A 17,410-nucleotide genomic window follows, 5' to 3' on the forward strand; every position below is an offset into this window, starting at 1 on the left:
CCGCGAGCGGTGCTGGCAAAGACACAAAAATATCCGGTTAGATATAAACGAAAAAACACCACTCGTTCTTAAACGAGTGGTGTTAGACAAATGTCGGCCTTTCCTCTAAAAAAACAATTAACCGGTTAACGCTAAACCACCTGCTAAGTTATAAACACTGCTGTAACCAAGCTCAGTCAAATTTGCTGCCGCAATTTTTGAACGGTTACCACTGCGACACACCAAAATATACTGGTTGTTTTTGTCCAATTGACCTTGCGTAAGTGCATGAGCCATTCGACTTAAAGGAATATTTAAGGTTTTAGCTATGGGTACGTTTAGCAATACGCTTAAATTATTAGCGCCATGTTCATAAGGTTCTCGGGTATCAATTAAATACGCATTGCCCTTTACCAGTATTTCTTTTGCTTGGTTAAAACTTAATTGCGAAGTTTCTACAGCAGGCTTAGCATTAACATAACCACAGAGCGTGTTAGCTTGTGTTTGTTGTTGTAAATCTGCTTGCTGTTTTTGTGCGGCAAATTCAGCGTCATCAATATCACCTTTAATTAAGGTTTGTAATAATGGCGTTTGCTGCTGTTGAACAGCCCAGTTCATTGCAAAGCACTGTTGGTAATCATGCCCTGAACACACCACACTTAGCGGATTCAGCTCTGCTGCTAACCTCGTCAAGGAATGCGCCATTTGCATTGCATCCCCGCCATCAAGCGCGGTATTTCCAAGCCCTGCAGGTAAAATTAAATCACCGCAAAAACAGTACTCAACATCACCATTATTCGCTTTTAATAAATAACTCACGCTATCTTGGCTATGTCCTGGTGTGGCTAACTTTTCGAGTACGTGAGTGGTTAATTGCAATTTGTCGCTATTAGTTGGCCAGCCTAATTTATCAACCTCTCCAGCGACTAGGTTTTCGTTAAGTGCGCTGCGCATTAAATCAAGTGCGCAGTGACGTTCTTGATGCTCGTGCGTATTTAAAATAGCGGTAATAGTTAAATTTTGTGTAGTTACTATTTTTTCAAAGCGAGGGATCAATTCAATAATCGGATCGATAATAAATGCATGTTGATCATCTGTTACATACAACCAACTACATGCACCTTGGTGTCTAAATTGGGTAAGCCCTAAAGCACATACTTCTTGCACAGGAAAACTGCTATCAGAAATCACTAAACAGTTAGCTTGTAATACCGTTTTAAGCGCTCTAATTTGTTCACATGCATCATCTATTTGCGCCATCGTGGCAGCAGGGCCAAACGACAAACGAATAGCGTTTTCACTTTGCCACTGTGAGGCTCCCATCGCATCAAGCACAAAGCTCTGCGTAGCTCCCGTGCTGCATGCAGAACCACCGCTGACCCTAATACCTGCAGCGTCAAATAAATCAATAACTTCTTTACTGGTTAAATCGTTAACTGCAAAATTAAGCGTTGTGGGCACTGAGCAGGCAAAGTCATGATTAAAGGTAATACTTCCAAAAGTATCAACTAAGGCGCTATGCAGTTTATCTCGATACAAGTTAAGTACATCTGTTGATTTAAATGTCTCGTCTTGTTTATCTAGCAGCAAACTAAACAGCTTATTGAGCCCAGCTATACCAGGCAGGTTTTCTGTACCAGAGCGCATGCCACTTTCTTGTCCGCCACCGGCTATAAAGGGCGTGTATGGGCTGCCTTGACGAATATACAATAAACCTATGCCTTTAGGTGCATAAAGTTTATGCCCTGAAAAAGGCGCATAATCAATCGTGGTTTCACTTAGGTTGAGCTGTTGTTTGCCAAGCGCTTGTACGCAATCAACCATCCAAGTGACTTGGCTATTACGACTACGAATCACCTTTTCTATGGCGCTTAGATCTTGGTAAACACCGGTTTCATTATTAACGGCCATCGTGCAAATCATCAAAGCGTTATCAATATGCTGAGCAATAAAGTCTAAATCTAAAATACCACCACGATTAACCGGAATAGCAATAATGTCTGCGTTAATTTCCAGCACTGTATTCCAATGCTTTAGCGTATTAGGCACCGCTTTATGTTCGGTTGCCCCATACAATAAAACGGGGTTTGGCTTTGTATGGTGTTTTGCATTAATGAGCGTAGATACAATGGCGGTTTGAATCCCCTCAGTGGCACCCGAGGTGAATAAAATATCACCTTGCTGCGCGCCAATGACAATACGGGCTTTTTGCCTGGTTTGTTCTAATAAGTGCTTGGCTTGAATGCCGGTTATATGAGGACTTGAGGGATTACCAAAACAAATTTGCATAGCGTGGCACACCACCTCTGCAATACATGGCAATACAGGTGTGGTCGCATTTGCATCGAGATAAACTTGAGCTTTGGGTTCATCTGGCAATAAAAACTCTGACATTAAAAACGCACCTTATTACTAAAAAATATATCTTATTCCCAATAGTACATAGTTTTGACAGGAATGAGTAATAATCTTTAGTAATTAAAGTGCGTTTACTATACCTTTTAGTTACCGAGATCTTCGTGTTTGGATGACCAGGCATTAATAAGTGCTTTGACTAATGATGCTAATGGAATGGCAAAAAACACTCCCCAAAAACCCCATAGCCCACCAAAAAATAGCACCGCAACAATAATAAATACCGGATTTAAATCAACCGCTTCAGAGAACAGTAAAGGCACCAATACGTTGCCATCGAGCGCTTGAATAATGCCGTATATAATTAAAACGGTCCAAAATTGAGTTTCTAAACCAAACTGAAACAGCGCTACTGCGGCCACTGGTATAGTTACTAACGCTGCTCCCACAAACGGAATAAGCACCGAAAAGCCTACGAGAACGCCTAAAAGCGCGGCGTAGCGTAAGTCCAGTATGGTAAAAGCAATAAACGACACAGAACCAACAATTAAAATTTCAAATACTTTGCCACGAATATAATTCATGATTTGCTGATTCATTTCATGCCACACTTGTAGAATTAAGCGGCGTTGGCGTGGGATCATTTTAGCAATGCTGGCACTGAGCTCTACTTTATCTTTGAGCATAAAAAACACCAGTAGCGGTACCAAAATAAGGTAAATTAACCATGCTACAGCGTCTTTTAATGAATTAAGCGACGCAGACAATACCACTTGGCCAAAGTCGAGAACTTTGGTTTCAACGGTTACTACAATCGATTGTACTTGCTCTGCGCTAATAAGGCTGGGGTATTTATCAGGCAGTTCGAGTAAAAACGATTTACCTTGTTCGACCATATGCGGTGTTTCTTGGACTAAGTTACTGCTTTGCTGCCAAAGCACAGGGCCTATAACCAATATTAAAGTGAGCATAATGCCAATAAATATCAGCATTACTATGCTGGTGGCAGTAAAACGCTTAAGGCCAAACCGTTCTAAGTGAACCACAGGCCAATCTAATAAATAAGCTATGATCAGTGCCACTAACACAGGCACAATTAATGGGCCAAAAAAATACAACATGGCAACCAGTGCCAACAATAAAAAAAGTAAAGTGACTGAATCAGGATCAGAAAACTTTTTTTCATACCATGCTTTTACATATTCAAACACAAAACGGCTCCACTAATAACAACCCCTGTTGTTTATTTAACTTGTAATAATACGCTTTTTTTTGCAAATATCGTTCAATATCATCAGTGTTTTGTTCTTGTGAGATATTAAAGGTAATTGCTTGTTTTAACGATATTGCATCACGCAGCCCTAATTTAAACTGAATAAATTGCTGTGGGCATTTATAAGCGCGTAAATTTAGCTCTAGCATACTCGTTTCGCTACCTATTCACATTAATAATAAGTCCTATAACAGGGCCAATTGAGATTAACCGCAGTTAAATTTAACTTTTTCTTAAAACAACCTCTGCAATGGTTTATCCTTATAGCATCGTTAGCTATCAGGATACGTTAATGCCTAATTCGCATAATAAAGCGCAATTGCCTAGCAATCCAACTCTCAAAGAAATTAATTGGTTTAAAAAGCAAATTAATTGGGGGGAGCTGCCGCATTTTTATCATTTAGTGGCTTCGTCGGTAAGTGAATGTGAAAGTATTTTAGATCACGGATTTGATAATGCCATCAAGCGTATTATCGACAAACGCAATTGGAATTTAGAAGCGCTGGGAATAGACCCCAACGAGCTTTATGAAAAAGAAAGCAATAACAAACCACGAATTTCACTGCATCAAGTGTTTACCGAGCGTGGTTTTGAATTACAAGCCTTCCCTTTTTCTAATGATACCGCCATCGATAGGTACGCACGACATGATGAGACAATGGAGTTTAGGTTATGGGATCCATTGACAATGAAAACCGTTATTCGCATTAATCAATTACATAAATTTATTGGCTTTTACTTAGACCAAGGCGATGAAGCAGATAAAGCGCTTATATTACATTCTCACAAAGTGGTTCATAAAATTATTGCTTTTTTACAAACTCAATTGAACATTGTTAAGGTTGATGGGGTCACAATAAAGGCGTTTTATCAACTATGTGAAAAGGACAGCCGTTTATATAGACATGATCCTTCAAGTGCCCCTGATAAAAAATAAACAAGGAATATAATGCAGCTAAAATCAGCCTTTATCACTTTATGCAGTGCAGCGCTTACGTTTAGCCTACTGATAAGTGAGCCGTTAAAGGCACAAACCAATCTTCAACTGCCCGACTTAGGCACTTCAGCCTTACAAGCACTACCAATTGAAAAAGAAAAAGCGATTGGTGAAGTGATGATGATGCAGATCAGAGGCTCATCGCCTTTGATTAACGATCCGGTGCTTGATGAATACCTAACAACCTTAGGTAGAAAGTTAGTTGCTAACGCCAATGATGTGCGTTTTGGGTTTTCATTCTTTTGGTTAAATAATCCCGAAATCAATGCATTTGCATTTTATGGCGGCCATGTTGGTGTACACACCGGATTAATAGCCCAAGCCGATAACGAGAGTCAATTTGCATCGGTTCTTGGCCACGAAATAGCACACGTCACCCAGCGCCACTTAGCAAGGCGCATTCAGCAGCAACAAGATAATAGCGGGCTTACTATTGCAGGCATGATTGCTGGTATTTTAGCCGCGGTTGTAGCCCCTGATGCCGGTATGGCTATTATTTCAGCCAGCCAAACACAATCAGCTTTCAGTCAGCTGACACATAGCCGTTCTGCCGAACAAGAAGCAGACAGAATGGGCATGCAAACCCTCAACAACGCAGGGTTTGATGCCAGAGCATCAAGTGAATTTTTAACTAAACTTGCCGCACAAATTCGTTATAAATATAAACCACCGGCGTTTTTACTCACTCACCCTCTTCCTGAAAGTCGTGTGTCAGATGTTCGCCTTCGTGCCGAGCAATACCCTAAACGCCAGGTAAGCTCGAGCCTTGATTTTGACTTAGCAAAAAGCCGAGTCCTGGCGCGTTACGATAACAAACCCGAAAACGCAGAAGCCTTATTTAGAAAGTTAATGCGCGAAAACACCTATAACAACGTAGCATTACAATACGGTTTAGCTATTAGTTTGCTTGATCAAAAAAAGACGGATGAAGCACAACCTATTCTTGATGAGTTATTGGCAGACGATCCTAAAAACTTATTTTATATTGATACCAAAACAGATTTACTCATTGCACAAAAAAAAGCCGCAGAAGCAGTTAGTTACTTAAGCGAGCTAAATAATTATCGGCCAAATAACCAAGTGATCACCTTAAATTACGCCAACGCGGCATTAGAGGCTGAGCAATATGAGTTAGCTGAAAATATATTAAAGTCGTTTTTACTGGAAAAACCCGATCACAATTTAGGCAAACAGCTTTTAACTGACGCCTACAAAAAACAAGAAAAATTGGCGGCCTACCATGAAGCCAATGCCGATGTATTATCTCAGTATGGCGCGTATTTAAAAGCGGCCGACGAAATACAAAAAGCGCTTAATTTTGTAGAGCCAAGTGAAGATGTTAAGCAACAGCGCTTAAAAGCGTTACTCACACAGTATCGGTTATTGCAAAAAGAGCTTGCGAGGCTTTAAGTCTTTAGTGAGTTCACCTAAAATAGCCACAATTTACACTTTGGATGTATTTTTATGTCAGTTACTATTTATCATAATTCGCGTTGTTCAAAATCACGCGAAACCCTTAACCTATTACAAAGTAAAAACATTGAACCGAGTGTTGTTGAATACTTAAAAACACCGCTTTCTCATGAGCAAATTAGTACCTTAGTTTCTCAACTTGGGTTTAATTCGGCACGAGATTTGATGCGCACCAAAGAAGAGCAGTACAAAGCGCTTAATTTAAAAGATGAAAATAGCGAGTCAGAGCTTATTGATGCCATGGTCAATCACCCAAAACTAATTGAGCGCCCTATTGTAGTAAATAACAATAAAGCCGCCCTAGGTCGCCCGCCTGAAAACGTATTAAGCGTTCTATAATGAGCACAACCATCGTGGTGCTGTATCACTCAAGCCATGGCTCAGTAGAAGCCATGGCACATGAGATTGCAGAGTCAATAGAGCAACAAGGTGCAACTGCATTACTGCGTACTTTTGTGGCTAAAAACCCGCATGACATTGTGATCAGTAAAGATGATTTAGTTGCCTGTGACGGGCTTGCATTTGGTACGCCGACCCGCTTTGGCATGATGGCCTCACAAGCAAAAACGTTTTGGGAAACCACCAGCGATCTTTGGCTCAAAGGCCAACTTATTGATAAACCTGCCTGTGTGTTTTCATCATCAAGCAGTATGCATGGTGGCAATGAAGCAACCCTACTCAATTTGTCATTGCCTTTGTTACACCATGGGATGATGTTGATGGGCGTACCCTACGATGTACCTGAGTTGCTCGGCACCGAAACAGGAGGAACACCTTATGGCGCCTCTCACGTTGCAGGTAGCAATAACAGCTCAACCCTAAGTCAAGACGAAATTAAAATATGTCAAAGCGTAGGAAAACGCCTGACTCAAGTTGCGAGTAAACTTAAATGATTCAAGTAAGCGAGCCTGCTAAAAAACCGATTACCATTAAATTTCAGCGCCTAGCCTTATTTGGTTATATTGGTCTGCTTATTTTAATGCCGTTATGGATGTTTGTATTAGCCCCTAGAGACGGTCACAGTAACACCTTTCTTTTCTTAGTGTATGTATTGCCACTATTACTGCCATTAAAAGGCATATTACAAGATAAAACCTACACCTATGCGTGGGCTAATTTTATTGTTATGTTTTACTTTATTCATGGCTTTACATTGCTGTGGGTCGCACAAGATGAGCTTATATGGGTATTGCTTGAGTTATTATTTGCCTCATCTATGTTTATTGGCTGTACTTATTATGCGCGCCATAGAGGGCAAGAACTTGGGCTTAAAATTCGCAAGCTTAAAGATGAGCTCGCTGAAGAAAAAGCTGCACACGAGCACGATAAAAACAATCCGTAATAAATACCCAACAATGCAAAAACGCGCTAATTAGCGCGTTTTTTTGTAGCAAAACATTAACTTTTAAACTAACTCGCTTAAAGCTGCCAACCCTACAATACAGGCTAAACCTAGTTGTGCAACAAGACTAAAAACCGACATCATTCGTATTAAAAACAACCCCCATGGGTGTTTTACATGCGGGTACAATGAGCAACGCTTTAAGTTCGTTGCAAAGAAAAAACACACCACCGCCGTCATGGTCATAAAAAGAGTAAGCTCACTTTTTATAGTGATGTTTTCATCAAAAAAGAAAAATAACTGTAGCGGTAATAATAAAGCCACAAGCGCATGTAGCACATGCACCTTTTTAATTCGCTCTAGCTGCCCCTCTGGCGATAACTCTTTAATACCAAAGTCACGCTCAAGGCACTTAACTAAGTTGCTGGCTTTTATACTAACCGCTAATCGGTAACAACTTAACCCCTCGTTATTTCGCGCTCTAAAGTCATACCCTGCTTTGAGCAGTAAAATCATTAACGATTCGTTTTTACTTATCACCGCGTAATGCAGCGCCGTATTACCTTGGTCGTCTACCGCTTTTTTATCTTGGTACTGCAGGAGTGTTTCTACTACATTTACGTAGCCTTTTTCTGCCGCCCACATAAATGCTGTTTTATTACCTTCATCGGTTAAGGTGCCCGTGGCGCCTTGCTCAATAAAGCGCATTGCCATGGTTTGCTTAGCTTTTTTCTTGTTTAAATGCGCAAGTAAGGCATTTTCTAAAAGCACAATAGAATCAACATCAGGAGACACCTGAGTTAACAAAGTAAAGTAATCTTTGCCAGCAGCCACTTTTTCGCTGGTCAGCTCTGCTAAGTGGTCAATATCAGCAATCGACTGGGGAATATGCGCACTTAAACGCTCTCTAAAATCGACCTCTTTCCAAATAGCTAAGGTATCTGCAGCTGAGAGCTTTGCACCTTGCTCTAGTGCATGCTCTATTAGAGTAAAAAAGCGTTTACTAAAAAATAAGCTAATTAAAGAAAGTGGCGTTTCAATGTTATTTTGTGCCGACACACTTGCGTACTTTTCAAGTCGCTGACACAGCATTAGCACAATATTTTCTATGCTGTAATCATTGGCAAAATAATGCTCTTTCAGTGCAGCAATATACTCTTGTGCGTTTTCATCATATTCAGAAATATGCTGAAAATAACACTCTTCGAATGGCTCTAAGGGGGTTAACCAGGTTAAATAATAAATTGGGGGTAAAACAGTGGTGCATACACCATTATCTTCTTCAGTAGAGCGACAGGCGGGCCAAGCTTCTAAAGCATCTAAAATGAAGGCACCGTTTTGTTCAACCAGCCCTTTGACCAGTAACGGGTATTCCTTTGGCCAAATTAGTACATTTTCCATTAAAACAACACAACTCCAGTGTAGCTCGGGTGAGTAGTCAGTTATAACAGTATTTAGCTGACACCACGCTTAATCAAAGAAGCCAATATTCTACCACAGCTAGGTAGCCAAGCTAGCGTAAACTCATGCAATATAGGCCAAAATACAAAAGCAGCTAACAACATACGTCATTAGCTGCTTTTAAGGTTGGAGCTGTTAATTGCAAAAGTACTAAATTTGCTGAAGTTCTGCTGTGACTTGGTCTAATCCCACATCAGAAATACGTTGAATGATCTCTTTTTGCTTAGCACTGAGTAACGAAATTCCCTCTGCAACAATATCGTATACTTTCCACTGGTTGTTGTTACCTAAACGCAATTTAAAGTGCAAATCAATGGTTGGCTTATTCGGTTCAATAATTTGCGTTTTAACCGTAGCAAATTTAGAGTCGCTTGCAGCAGCGTCTTGCTCAAATATTACATCCTGCCCTGTGTACTTCATGAGCGCACCGGCATAAGTCCCTGTTAAGTAATGCTCTACAGCATTAATAAACGCAACACCTTGGTCACGGTTAATACCTTTAATATGCTTACCTAATAATTTAAACGACACAAACTTAACATCAATATGTGGCATTAAACGCTGCTGAACAATTAACGACATGGCTTCTTTGCTGGCATCGCCTTTCGCATTTACCTGTCCAATATCGTTAAATAATGATTCTGCTACAGTTTGCAATAACTGCTTAGGTGATGGCTGCGTTTGTGCATACAAAGTGCCACTGAAAAAAACAGCAATAACCACTAAAAGCTTTATAAGTTTCATAAAAAATGCATAGTTTAAATAATTAATTTAAGCGTAATTTACGCAAATAACAGGCAATAAAAAAGGCATAAATAAGCAACTTATTAATGCCTAATTGGCACCAATTAAATTAATTAAATAAATTCAATTGGTTAAATAAATCAGTTAACAAGCCATATACAAGCGGCTTTTTGTCCTTATTGAAAACACCAATTCACCGCCCTTATTATCCCTTTACTATTTTGACTTAAACCCTAGTTGGCCGTTATGAAAACCTCATACAACAGACTTTTAGTTCTTGTTTTTACCCTGTTTATATTGGCTACCAAAGCCGCTTATGCATCCTCTAACCATGGTTATGCCGTCGATTTATTAAAAGGAGAAGGCAATGTAACAGGTGCAAAGCTTGCGTATCAATATCACCCTCAAGGAATGCAAAACTTTGTCGGCGATGCTCGTTTTTATTTAGAAACCAGCGTTAATGTGTGGCAATACCGCCATGATCAACAATCACAATCCAACGTGGTCTTGGCTGTGTCACCGGTGGTGCAATTTCCAGTATTTAGTGTATACAACACCCCCTTTTATGTAGAGGCTGGCATTGGTTTTTCATTACTTGATGAGCGCTATTTTGCTGGTAAAAACCTAAGTACTCACTATCAGTTTGAAGATAGGATAGGCCTAGTGGCAGATTTTGGTGAAACTAATGTAGCGCTGCGAATTATTCACTATTCAAACGCCGGATTCAAAGCGCCCAACCCAGGTATTAACTTTTTAACGTTATCGGTGGCACAACGGTTCTAATTGCTTATTTACAGCCCTAGAGAGGATTGCAGCTTTTATTTAAAGTGGTCATAATTATCGCTTAATAAAAAATAAGAGCATCGCAATGCAAATTTGGCAAATCGTACTCGTTATCGTGATTGTACTGGCTATTGTTATCGGCAATTTAGTACTGCTGCGTTTAAGTGCAAAAAGCGAGTTTAAACCCTCAGCACCTCGCTCATCTGCGCAAAGCAAAGAAACAAAAAAGCCCTGAATAATCAGGGCTTTTTTTCGTTTAAATGATTACTTAGCCAACTAACCAGTGTGCCATTAAGGCAATAACAGGCAAGGTTACTAAGGTTCTGAGAATAAAAATAACAAATAACTCAAAAATATTAACCGGTATTTTACTACCCAATAAAAGTGCGCCCACTTCAGACATATAAATAAGTTGCGTTACACTCATTGCCGCAATAATAAAGCGTGTTACATCGCTTTCAATTGAGCCTGCGGCTAAAATAGACGGAATAAACATATCTGCAAATCCAACCATAATCGTTTGTGCCGCCATTTCAGCTTCAGGTATTTGTAGCAATTCTAAAAATGGAATAAACGGCATACCTAAATATTGAAATATTGGCGTGTACTCAGCAATAATTAACGCAAATGTACCCACAGCCATTACCACAGGTAATACTGCAAACACCATATCAAATGCGTTGTGTAAGCCCTCTTCAATTGTGCCTTTAAAACCTGGTGCTTTTTCTGCTTTAGTTAATGCAACATCAAGTGAATGCTTAAGTAATGTTTTGCCTTCAGGAACCAATTCAGCGTTTCCATCGGGCTCTTCACCATCAATAAGCACGTCCTTTTTAAACCGCAGTGGCGGTAAACGCGGAACAATTATCGCAGCCACTACACCCGCTAAACACACGGTTAGGTAAAAAGGTGCAAATAAGTATTCAAGCTTTACTTGGCCAATAACAACCAAACAAAAGGTAATTGAAACAGCTGAGAAAGTGGTACCAATAATCGCAGCTTCACGTTGAGTATAATATTTATCTTCATACTGACGCGCAGTCATTAAAATACCGACGCTACCATCACCTAACCATGAAGCAACACAGTTAACTGCACTGCGCCCTGGTACGCCAAATAATGGGCGCATTACTTTAGTAAGTAAGGTACCCACAAGCTCAAGTAGACCAAAGTTAAGTAATAACGGCAGTAACAAGCCCGCTAAAATAAACACCGAAAACAACACTGGTAGTAAATCTTTCAATACCAGCAAGCCGGTATTTTCTGAGGTAATAGCATGCGGCCCAACTTGAAAATAAGTTAAAAGCACAAACACCATACCTAATAACCGTGTTACTAACCAAATCCAACTCACATTAAACAAATGATTTAATAAGCGAAATTTGGTTAAGCTTTTCGGTTTAAACACACTAAATACCAACGACATAACGCCAGTAATACAAATAATCGTCGCTATTAACCCAAGCGCTATTTGACTAAATAAAGCTTGAATTGCTTTTGCCATTACCGCAATAGGAATCGTCATTATTTCGCCGGACGGTACTGGCGTCATAAACAAAAACACACCGATTAATGAAGGAATTAAAAAAACCAACCATATTTTCAAATCATAACTTTTTTGGACCGGTGCTGGGCGTGATGAATCTAACTGAGACATATTTTTAACCTGTAAAAACCACAAAAAGAGCAAAAAGCTCTTTTTGTGGGAAGTATTTATAATTATTAAATTTTAATACCGCGCTTAATTAGCGCCGCTTCTAATGCTTGTTGTAACCCATTCATTGTACCTGGTTCAAGTGTTTCGCCTTTGTCATCCATCCACGTTAGACTGGTGCCACCTTGTTTGGTTTTGCTAACCAAAATTTGGTATTGACCTTCATCAATTGGAAGCTCTATTGGTTCATCGCCCCAAATTGAATCCCACACACTGGTTTCTACTTTCGCATAATCTGCTGTAATTAAACCTGTCTCTTGGTTTATTTCAACAATAGTAAAAGATAAACGCTCTAAGAATCCAGAAAAGCGATCGAATACCGTATCGTAAGCCTGCTCAGTAACAAGTGCGGCATTGCCTTTGTTATCAAACCCGAGTTCTAACGAGATGATCCCTTGGCGCTTACGCATATCAACTTCAAGCTGACGGTAGCGGTAATCAAACTCACTCACTACTTGGTTAAGTGCACGCACTTCAAGCTGTTGTTTTAATAAATCAGTTAGCGGCTTATCACCTTTAAAATCAATAAGCTCAGCGGTTAACGAGGCTGTGCGTTGGTGTTCTTTTTCTTCAATGGTAAATTTAAAACGCTCTAAATCAACGCTTTCATCATTGCCCCATAACCAGCTTTCTTCAGGCTTTACAATAGCGTACCAATCGGTTACAAGTGTTCCTTGCGCTTTATCTTGCTGTATTGCACTAATGTTATTATCAGCAAGCACCGCTTGAATCGAATCCCAAATAAACACATCTAAGTCTTCAATGCCGTCATTTTTATCAAAATAAATACGCGCTTGTTTATCTGCTTCCTCAACCCAACTGCCTTTAGCAATGGTTAAAACTTGCGCCGGCGGACGATAGTTTGTTGCCTCCGGATTATTATCATATTGACCCACATCCATTTTATAAACAGGATCTTGAGCGGGTTGAGATAACGATGCAGGCACTTTAACCGGCTCATGGGCGCGGTAATTACGCTCATTATGAGCATCACTTGTAAATACACTACACCCTGACAAACTTACCAATACACTTACTGCTAGTGCTTTTGGGATCCAATACTGCACAGATAATTCTCCTTAGCATACCCTTAATTGTTTTAACAAATATATGAGTGGGTAATACCGATTTGGTTCAGTGTAAAATCAATATTAACTTTACATTTATAATTTGCTTGCCTAACTGCATTCAGCCTATGAGATAACAAACGGACTAGGCTACAAATAGACACATTTTTGCTATGGTACTTTCACAAGCTTGTAAAAACAAGAAACACTGCACTATTAACCGCCTAAAATTAACCGCTGCTATAGTTTAACGCGGGTTTTGTGTTAAACTTTGCCGCTGTGCAACGCTACGTGTTTATTTTTTTGTTGCCAAGTCGGTTGTTTTCATCCAAGTAACTTAGGTACTTTAAAACCCATGACTGCATTTTCAAACCATCAAATTGTTTTAACAGCAATTGGCGAGGATAGATCGGGCATCGTCAGTGAACTTACGCAACTCGTAAGCGATTGCCACTGTAATATTATAGATAGCCGTATTGCAATTTTAGGCAACGAATTCACCTTTATTATGCTACTTAGCGGTGATATGTCAGCCATTAGCCGCATAGAGCATACATTACCCACCAAAGGCATGGAGCTTGGACTGCTCACTATGATGAAGCGTACTTCAAGCCATAATCAAAGCGAGTTTTGTGCAGGCTATACCTTAGAATATACCGGCATAGACACCCCTGGCACATTAAGTAAAGTAACGCGTTTTTTTGCAGATAATAATATTAATATTTGCTCATTAAAATCAGACACCTACGAAGAAGAAACTGAGCTTAAAATGCGCTGTGAACTTGAATTTAATATTCCCGTTGACGTTGATATTGACCAATTTAAAATTAGTTTTGAAAACCTTTCGCACGTTTTAAACGTAGATTACATCTTTCGACGTATTCGCTAAGGAGTTTAGCATGAACAAAATTACCCCATTACAAAGTGGCGACACAGCACCGGCTTTTAGCTTACAAAACCAAAATGACGAAACTGTCGTGCTCAGCGAGTTATTAAAAGAAAAACAAGTACTGGTATACTTTTATCCTAAGGCGTCAACGCCTGGCTGTACCGTACAAGCCGAAAACCTGCGTGACCAACAAGCCGAGCTTGCTAAATTTAACACCCATGTTGTTGGCATAAGCCCAGATCCGATTAAGCGTCTTAAAAACTTTGAAACAAAAAAAGAGCTTAACTTTGACCTACTTTCAGATGAAGATCATGCCATTGCTGACGCTTTTGGGGTGTGGGGCTATAAAAAGTTTATGGGCAAAGAGTACGACGGTATCCACCGCCTCACTTTCTTAGTAGGCCAAGACGGTAAAATTAAACACTTGTTTGATAAATTCAAAACCAAAGATCACCACCAAGTGGTATTAGATTATTTAGCAGCTGAATAAAGGCTAAAGGCTAAAGGCTAAAGGCTAAAGGCTAAAGGCTAAAGGCTAAAGGCTAAAGGCTAAAGGCTAAAGGCTAAACAAGATAAAAATAAAAGCGTTGCCCAAGAGCAACGCTTTTTTGGTTTTTAAAGCACCAAATCAATTAAGCTATTGTTGCCAATAAAGTGGTTCACCGAAAACATCAGCAAAGTAATCAATAAGCGCCCTAACATTTAAAGGGGCATAGCGTGTGTGTGGATAAATAGCCGCTATTTGCTGAGGCTCTGTTTTAATTGCTGCATCATAATTAGGTAACACCTTTACTAAAGTACCCGCCTTTAAATGCTCACCAATAAGCCAATCAGGGAACAGCACTAAACCCATATCTTTTAATGCACAAGTTAATAATGTATCCGCATTATTTGAGACAAGTAATGGTGCAACAGAGTAATGAGTCCATGATGCATTTCTAGCTTTAAACAGCCAACGATTCGCGCCTGAAGAACCTTTATAAATTAAGCATTGATGATTTTTAAGTGCAGATGGGTTAGTAATTTTAGGGTTGTTTTTCAAATACGCTGGTGAGGCTGCTAAATGATACACTTGAGTACCAAATACGCGCGCATGTAACGAAGAGTCGGTTAACGCACCGATACGAAATATAACATCGGTGGCATCTCGATGCGGGTCAATAAAGTCATCAGTAAGTGTTAACTCTATTTGTAAGTTTGGGTAGCGAATACTTAACTCAGGCAACCAAGGAGCAATGTGCCTTTGGCCAAAAAATACAGGCGCATTAATTCTAATTAACCCGGTTGGTTCGAGCGTTCTGTCTTGCAGCTCTTTTCTCGCGTCATTCATTTGCTCGGTGATTGTTTGTGCATAATCTAAAAACAACCGACCCGCTTCTGTTGGCACAACAGCACGGGTATTTCGATAAAAAAGCTACTGCCCTAGTGCATCTTCTAATTGTTGAATAGTCCGTGAAATATTTGACGCAGACACCCCCTCCCGCCTAGCCACCTCTGAAAAACTATGGGTATTAAAAACACCGATAAACGTAACGAGTGTTTTAATGCTCACTGTATTTATGTCATTCATTTGTGCAGTTCCTGCAAAAGTCATTTCTGGATTGTAGCGTTTTTCTGGCTTATTAGCTGGGTTAAAATGGTATTAATTACTATTTGGAGGATATAAATGCAATTTCTATTAATATTACTGACCTTTATGGGCGGTATGGGTTTGTCCGTAGAAGCGGGGTTATTAGGGCCTTTGGGTAGTGAAGTGGGTGAACTGTGGGCCACATTTAGTATATTTGCGGTTGGTGCCGCCTTAACATTTTTGCTAATGCTGTTTTTTAGCCCTCAGAATAGTCCTTCATTTTTTAGCCAGCCCCCTTCTTTATTATTGGGTGGCGTGCTTGGCCCTGTTTACGTGGTTATTTTAACAATTGCAACGCCAAACATCGGCATAGCCATGACAATGATCGGCATACTCGCAGGGCAAATTTTCAAAAGCTTAATTATTGACCATTACGGTTTGTTTGGCACTACTGAACGCAAAATTGACGTTAAACGCATTATTGCTTTGGCGTTTATTATTATCTCTCTGGTTTTTATGGCACAAGGATAAATTCACTATGACTATTATTATGATTTTTCTAGCTGTAATTGGTAGCGCAACATTAAGCATTCAAGCAGCCTTAAACGGACGACTAGGCGGTAACGTCGGTGTTTTTAAAAGTGCTTTTTTAACCTTTTCTGTTGGTGCACTGGTAACCGCACTGCTTATATTTTATTTTGAACCAAATCATGCTGTAACCTTAATGGATGTACCAAAATGGCAGCTACTTGGTGCCATGTGTGGCGTACCATACATTGTTATTATGGTGTTTGCGGTGCAAAAAATAGGTACAGCTGTGGCAACCGTCGCGGTTATTTTTGGTCAACTAACCATGAGTGTATTAATTGATAATTTTGGCTGGCTTGGTAATGAGGCTATTGCATTGTCACCCAGTCGACTAGCGGCGTTAGTGTGTTTAGCCATTGCATTATTTTTTATTTATTCAAGCGGTAAAGTTGAAAACAAAAAATCGTAGTTAAAACTAAAAAAACATTGCTCAAAGGCAACGTTTTTTTATTGCTTTAGCACTTTAAACTTTGGCATCGCGGCCGATAACAACATCAATAAACATACTATTATGGATAATAAACCGTGATACAGCTAAATAAACACTCAGCCTTTGACGTTAAAATTACAGCCGAAAAAACAAATATTGCACTACAAACAAAAGACACAACAAAAAATCAGGACAACACTGATTATCAATTATCAGACAAAGAACGCAATAAACTCTCAGGAAAAGAGGCTGAGCAAAATGCTGAAAAAACAGCAAATTCAGAAATGCCTGAATATATCGCAAAAATGATAGAGCAACTTAAGGAGCTCAAACAGCAGCTTGAAGAACAAAAAGAACAACTATCTCAATTAAAAACTCAATACGATCCGGAAGACGAGGTCATACAAGCACAAATTGAAGCACAGGCAAATATCGTTTCATCAACACAATCTCAAGTAGTCGCGCTAGTGCAAATAATTAGCCAAGCTATGAAAGACGCTGGTATTACTGACGCGGGTGCACTTGTTAGTGCCATTGTTTGAATTTTCAGAGCCAAGTATGCAGCGTTATACTAATCTACCTTACACAAGGCGGCTTTATTTTTATCATCGGCTTATTATTTCAATGATAAATATGCCTACTCTAGCGGTTAAAAAGCCACGTTGTGCTTGCGTTCTCACTCTCCATCTAACAGTGCTTGCTGATAAATTTTATTAAACTGTTCAGCAGGTAAGTCAGCCGTAAA

21 protein-coding genes are annotated in these 17,410 nt (G+C 39.7%); 12 read left to right on the top strand and 9 right to left on the bottom strand.

All coding sequences use genetic code 11. The annotated features are described in order from the left end of the window. Positions 1 to 117 precede the first annotated feature (117 nt). From MTN97_RS16205 to MTN97_RS16215, 3 genes are all read right to left on the bottom strand, one after another. The gene (locus MTN97_RS16205; RefSeq protein WP_248474882.1) at positions 118 to 2,373 is read right to left on the bottom strand and encodes an aminotransferase class V-fold PLP-dependent enzyme; all 2,256 of its coding nucleotides are present in this window, start codon (positions 2,371 to 2,373) and stop codon (positions 118 to 120) included. A gap of 107 nt (positions 2,374 to 2,480) precedes the next feature. Continuing rightward, on the bottom strand, positions 2,481 to 3,545 hold the full coding sequence (locus MTN97_RS16210; protein WP_248474883.1) for an AI-2E family transporter: 1,065 nt from the start codon (positions 3,543 to 3,545) through the stop codon (positions 2,481 to 2,483). Next, positions 3,538 to 3,756 carry a hypothetical protein gene (locus tag MTN97_RS16215; RefSeq protein WP_248474884.1) on the bottom strand — a complete coding sequence of 73 codons (219 nt, stop codon included), beginning with the start codon at positions 3,754 to 3,756 and terminating at the stop codon, positions 3,538 to 3,540. The genes MTN97_RS16210 and MTN97_RS16215 overlap by 8 nt, the downstream gene beginning before the upstream one ends. 143 nt (positions 3,757 to 3,899) lie before the next feature. Here MTN97_RS16215 and MTN97_RS16220 point away from each other — a divergent pair, with 143 nt between their 5' ends. The 5 genes from MTN97_RS16220 to MTN97_RS16240 are packed head-to-tail and all read left to right on the top strand — an operon-like array spanning position 3,900 to position 7,419. After that, positions 3,900 to 4,544 carry a hypothetical protein gene (locus MTN97_RS16220; RefSeq protein ID WP_248474885.1) on the top strand — a complete coding sequence of 215 codons (645 nt, stop codon included), beginning with the start codon at positions 3,900 to 3,902 and terminating at the stop codon, positions 4,542 to 4,544. 12 nt (positions 4,545 to 4,556) lie between these two features. Continuing rightward, the gene (locus MTN97_RS16225; RefSeq protein ID WP_069439657.1) at positions 4,557 to 6,014 is read left to right on the top strand and encodes a M48 family metalloprotease; all 1,458 of its coding nucleotides are present in this window, start codon (positions 4,557 to 4,559) and stop codon (positions 6,012 to 6,014) included. A gap of 54 nt (positions 6,015 to 6,068) precedes the next feature. After that, entirely contained in the window at positions 6,069 to 6,416 is a 348-nt protein-coding gene (arsC, locus tag MTN97_RS16230; RefSeq protein ID WP_248474886.1) for an arsenate reductase (glutaredoxin), read from the top strand. After that, on the top strand, positions 6,416 to 6,970 hold the full coding sequence (gene wrbA / locus MTN97_RS16235; protein WP_036982205.1) for an NAD(P)H:quinone oxidoreductase: 555 nt from the start codon (positions 6,416 to 6,418) through the stop codon (positions 6,968 to 6,970). Before arsC ends, wrbA begins: the two co-directional genes overlap by 1 nt. After that, a complete protein-coding gene (locus MTN97_RS16240) occupies positions 6,967 to 7,419 on the top strand; it encodes a DUF2069 domain-containing protein (protein WP_036982203.1) in 453 nt (150 codons plus the stop codon). Before wrbA ends, MTN97_RS16240 begins: the two co-directional genes overlap by 4 nt. A 63-nt stretch (positions 7,420 to 7,482) precedes the next feature. Here MTN97_RS16240 and MTN97_RS16245 read toward each other — a convergent pair whose 3' ends face one another. Then, on the bottom strand, positions 7,483 to 8,820 hold the full coding sequence (locus MTN97_RS16245; protein ID WP_036982202.1) for an ankyrin repeat domain-containing protein: 1,338 nt from the start codon (positions 8,818 to 8,820) through the stop codon (positions 7,483 to 7,485). Positions 8,821 to 9,030: 210 nt separating this feature from the next. Then, positions 9,031 to 9,624: a phospholipid-binding protein MlaC gene (locus tag MTN97_RS16250; RefSeq protein ID WP_248474887.1), complete on the bottom strand. Its 594-nt coding sequence runs from the start codon at positions 9,622 to 9,624 to the stop codon at positions 9,031 to 9,033. A 246-nt stretch (positions 9,625 to 9,870) separates the two neighbouring features. Between MTN97_RS16250 and MTN97_RS16255 the strand changes: the two genes are divergently transcribed. Beyond that, positions 9,871 to 10,407: an acyloxyacyl hydrolase gene (locus MTN97_RS16255; protein WP_076922501.1), complete on the top strand. Its 537-nt coding sequence runs from the start codon at positions 9,871 to 9,873 to the stop codon at positions 10,405 to 10,407. 85 nt (positions 10,408 to 10,492) lie between these two features. After that, entirely contained in the window at positions 10,493 to 10,642 is a 150-nt protein-coding gene (locus MTN97_RS16260) for a DUF2897 family protein (RefSeq protein WP_076916055.1), read from the top strand. Between the two features lie 33 nt (positions 10,643 to 10,675). Here MTN97_RS16260 and MTN97_RS16265 read toward each other — a convergent pair whose 3' ends face one another. Then, positions 10,676 to 12,064 (bottom strand): YjiH family protein, encoded by a 1,389-nt coding sequence (locus tag MTN97_RS16265; protein ID WP_069439661.1) that lies wholly within the window; start codon positions 12,062 to 12,064, stop codon positions 10,676 to 10,678. 65 nt (positions 12,065 to 12,129) lie between these two features. Next, positions 12,130 to 13,188 (bottom strand): outer membrane protein assembly factor BamC, encoded by a 1,059-nt coding sequence (gene bamC / locus MTN97_RS16270; protein WP_248474888.1) that lies wholly within the window; start codon positions 13,186 to 13,188, stop codon positions 12,130 to 12,132. A 355-nt stretch (positions 13,189 to 13,543) separates the two neighbouring features. On the opposite strand from bamC, the gene MTN97_RS16275 reads away from it, so the two are divergent. Both MTN97_RS16275 and bcp read left to right on the top strand, forming a co-directional pair. Beyond that, positions 13,544 to 14,077 carry a glycine cleavage system protein R gene (locus MTN97_RS16275; protein WP_013465263.1) on the top strand — a complete coding sequence of 178 codons (534 nt, stop codon included), beginning with the start codon at positions 13,544 to 13,546 and terminating at the stop codon, positions 14,075 to 14,077. A gap of 10 nt (positions 14,078 to 14,087) precedes the next feature. Next, the gene (bcp, locus tag MTN97_RS16280; RefSeq protein WP_013465264.1) at positions 14,088 to 14,567 is read left to right on the top strand and encodes a thioredoxin-dependent thiol peroxidase; all 480 of its coding nucleotides are present in this window, start codon (positions 14,088 to 14,090) and stop codon (positions 14,565 to 14,567) included. Between the two features lie 147 nt (positions 14,568 to 14,714). On the opposite strand, the gene MTN97_RS16285 is transcribed toward bcp, so the two are convergent. Continuing rightward, complete coding sequence (locus MTN97_RS16285; protein WP_248474889.1) at positions 14,715 to 15,464, bottom strand: substrate binding domain-containing protein; 750 nt, start codon at positions 15,462 to 15,464, stop codon at positions 14,715 to 14,717. A 27-nt stretch (positions 15,465 to 15,491) separates the two neighbouring features. Continuing rightward, positions 15,492 to 15,647 (bottom strand): LysR family transcriptional regulator, encoded by a 156-nt coding sequence (locus MTN97_RS16290; RefSeq protein ID WP_248474890.1) that lies wholly within the window; start codon positions 15,645 to 15,647, stop codon positions 15,492 to 15,494. Between the two features lie 96 nt (positions 15,648 to 15,743). Here MTN97_RS16290 and MTN97_RS16295 point away from each other — a divergent pair, with 96 nt between their 5' ends. From MTN97_RS16295 to MTN97_RS16305, 3 genes are all read left to right on the top strand, one after another. Then, complete coding sequence (locus MTN97_RS16295) at positions 15,744 to 16,178, top strand: DMT family transporter (RefSeq protein WP_248474891.1); 435 nt, start codon at positions 15,744 to 15,746, stop codon at positions 16,176 to 16,178. A gap of 7 nt (positions 16,179 to 16,185) precedes the next feature. Next, positions 16,186 to 16,644, top strand: a complete 459-nt coding sequence (locus MTN97_RS16300; protein WP_248474892.1) for a DMT family transporter — start codon at positions 16,186 to 16,188, stop codon at positions 16,642 to 16,644. Positions 16,645 to 16,760: 116 nt separating this feature from the next. Continuing rightward, positions 16,761 to 17,207 carry a hypothetical protein gene (locus MTN97_RS16305; RefSeq protein WP_248474893.1) on the top strand — a complete coding sequence of 149 codons (447 nt, stop codon included), beginning with the start codon at positions 16,761 to 16,763 and terminating at the stop codon, positions 17,205 to 17,207. Positions 17,208 to 17,410: the final 203 nt, after the last annotated feature.

It is taken from the genome of Pseudoalteromonas sp. 2CM36K (genome assembly GCF_023161865.1).
GTDB lineage: Bacteria > Pseudomonadota > Gammaproteobacteria > Enterobacterales > Alteromonadaceae > Pseudoalteromonas > Pseudoalteromonas tetraodonis.

What these genes read in the sequence shown, in the direction of transcription:
- wrbA (WP_036982205.1), top strand. Translation starts at nt 6,416, where the DNA reads ATGAGCACAACCATCGTGGTGCTGTATCACTCAAGCCATGGCTCAGTA.
- MTN97_RS16275 (WP_013465263.1), top strand. Translation starts at nt 13,544, where the DNA reads ATGACTGCATTTTCAAACCATCAAATTGTTTTAACAGCAATTGGCGAG.
- MTN97_RS16250 (WP_248474887.1), bottom strand. Translation starts at nt 9,624, where the DNA reads ATGAAACTTATAAAGCTTTTAGTGGTTATTGCTGTTTTTTTCAGTGGC.
- bcp (WP_013465264.1), top strand. Translation starts at nt 14,088, where the DNA reads ATGAACAAAATTACCCCATTACAAAGTGGCGACACAGCACCGGCTTTT.
- MTN97_RS16295 (WP_248474891.1), top strand. Translation starts at nt 15,744, where the DNA reads ATGCAATTTCTATTAATATTACTGACCTTTATGGGCGGTATGGGTTTG.
- MTN97_RS16300 (WP_248474892.1), top strand. Translation starts at nt 16,186, where the DNA reads ATGACTATTATTATGATTTTTCTAGCTGTAATTGGTAGCGCAACATTA.
- MTN97_RS16205 (WP_248474882.1), bottom strand. Translation starts at nt 2,373, where the DNA reads ATGTCAGAGTTTTTATTGCCAGATGAACCCAAAGCTCAAGTTTATCTC.
- arsC (WP_248474886.1), top strand. Translation starts at nt 6,069, where the DNA reads ATGTCAGTTACTATTTATCATAATTCGCGTTGTTCAAAATCACGCGAA.
- MTN97_RS16215 (WP_248474884.1), bottom strand. Translation starts at nt 3,756, where the DNA reads ATGCTAGAGCTAAATTTACGCGCTTATAAATGCCCACAGCAATTTATT.
- MTN97_RS16225 (WP_069439657.1), top strand. Translation starts at nt 4,557, where the DNA reads ATGCAGCTAAAATCAGCCTTTATCACTTTATGCAGTGCAGCGCTTACG.
- MTN97_RS16245 (WP_036982202.1), bottom strand. Translation starts at nt 8,820, where the DNA reads ATGGAAAATGTACTAATTTGGCCAAAGGAATACCCGTTACTGGTCAAA.
- MTN97_RS16220 (WP_248474885.1), top strand. Translation starts at nt 3,900, where the DNA reads ATGCCTAATTCGCATAATAAAGCGCAATTGCCTAGCAATCCAACTCTC.
- MTN97_RS16290 (WP_248474890.1), bottom strand. Translation starts at nt 15,647, where the DNA reads ATGAATGACATAAATACAGTGAGCATTAAAACACTCGTTACGTTTATC.
- MTN97_RS16255 (WP_076922501.1), top strand. Translation starts at nt 9,871, where the DNA reads ATGAAAACCTCATACAACAGACTTTTAGTTCTTGTTTTTACCCTGTTT.
- MTN97_RS16260 (WP_076916055.1), top strand. Translation starts at nt 10,493, where the DNA reads ATGCAAATTTGGCAAATCGTACTCGTTATCGTGATTGTACTGGCTATT.
- MTN97_RS16240 (WP_036982203.1), top strand. Translation starts at nt 6,967, where the DNA reads ATGATTCAAGTAAGCGAGCCTGCTAAAAAACCGATTACCATTAAATTT.
- MTN97_RS16265 (WP_069439661.1), bottom strand. Translation starts at nt 12,064, where the DNA reads ATGTCTCAGTTAGATTCATCACGCCCAGCACCGGTCCAAAAAAGTTAT.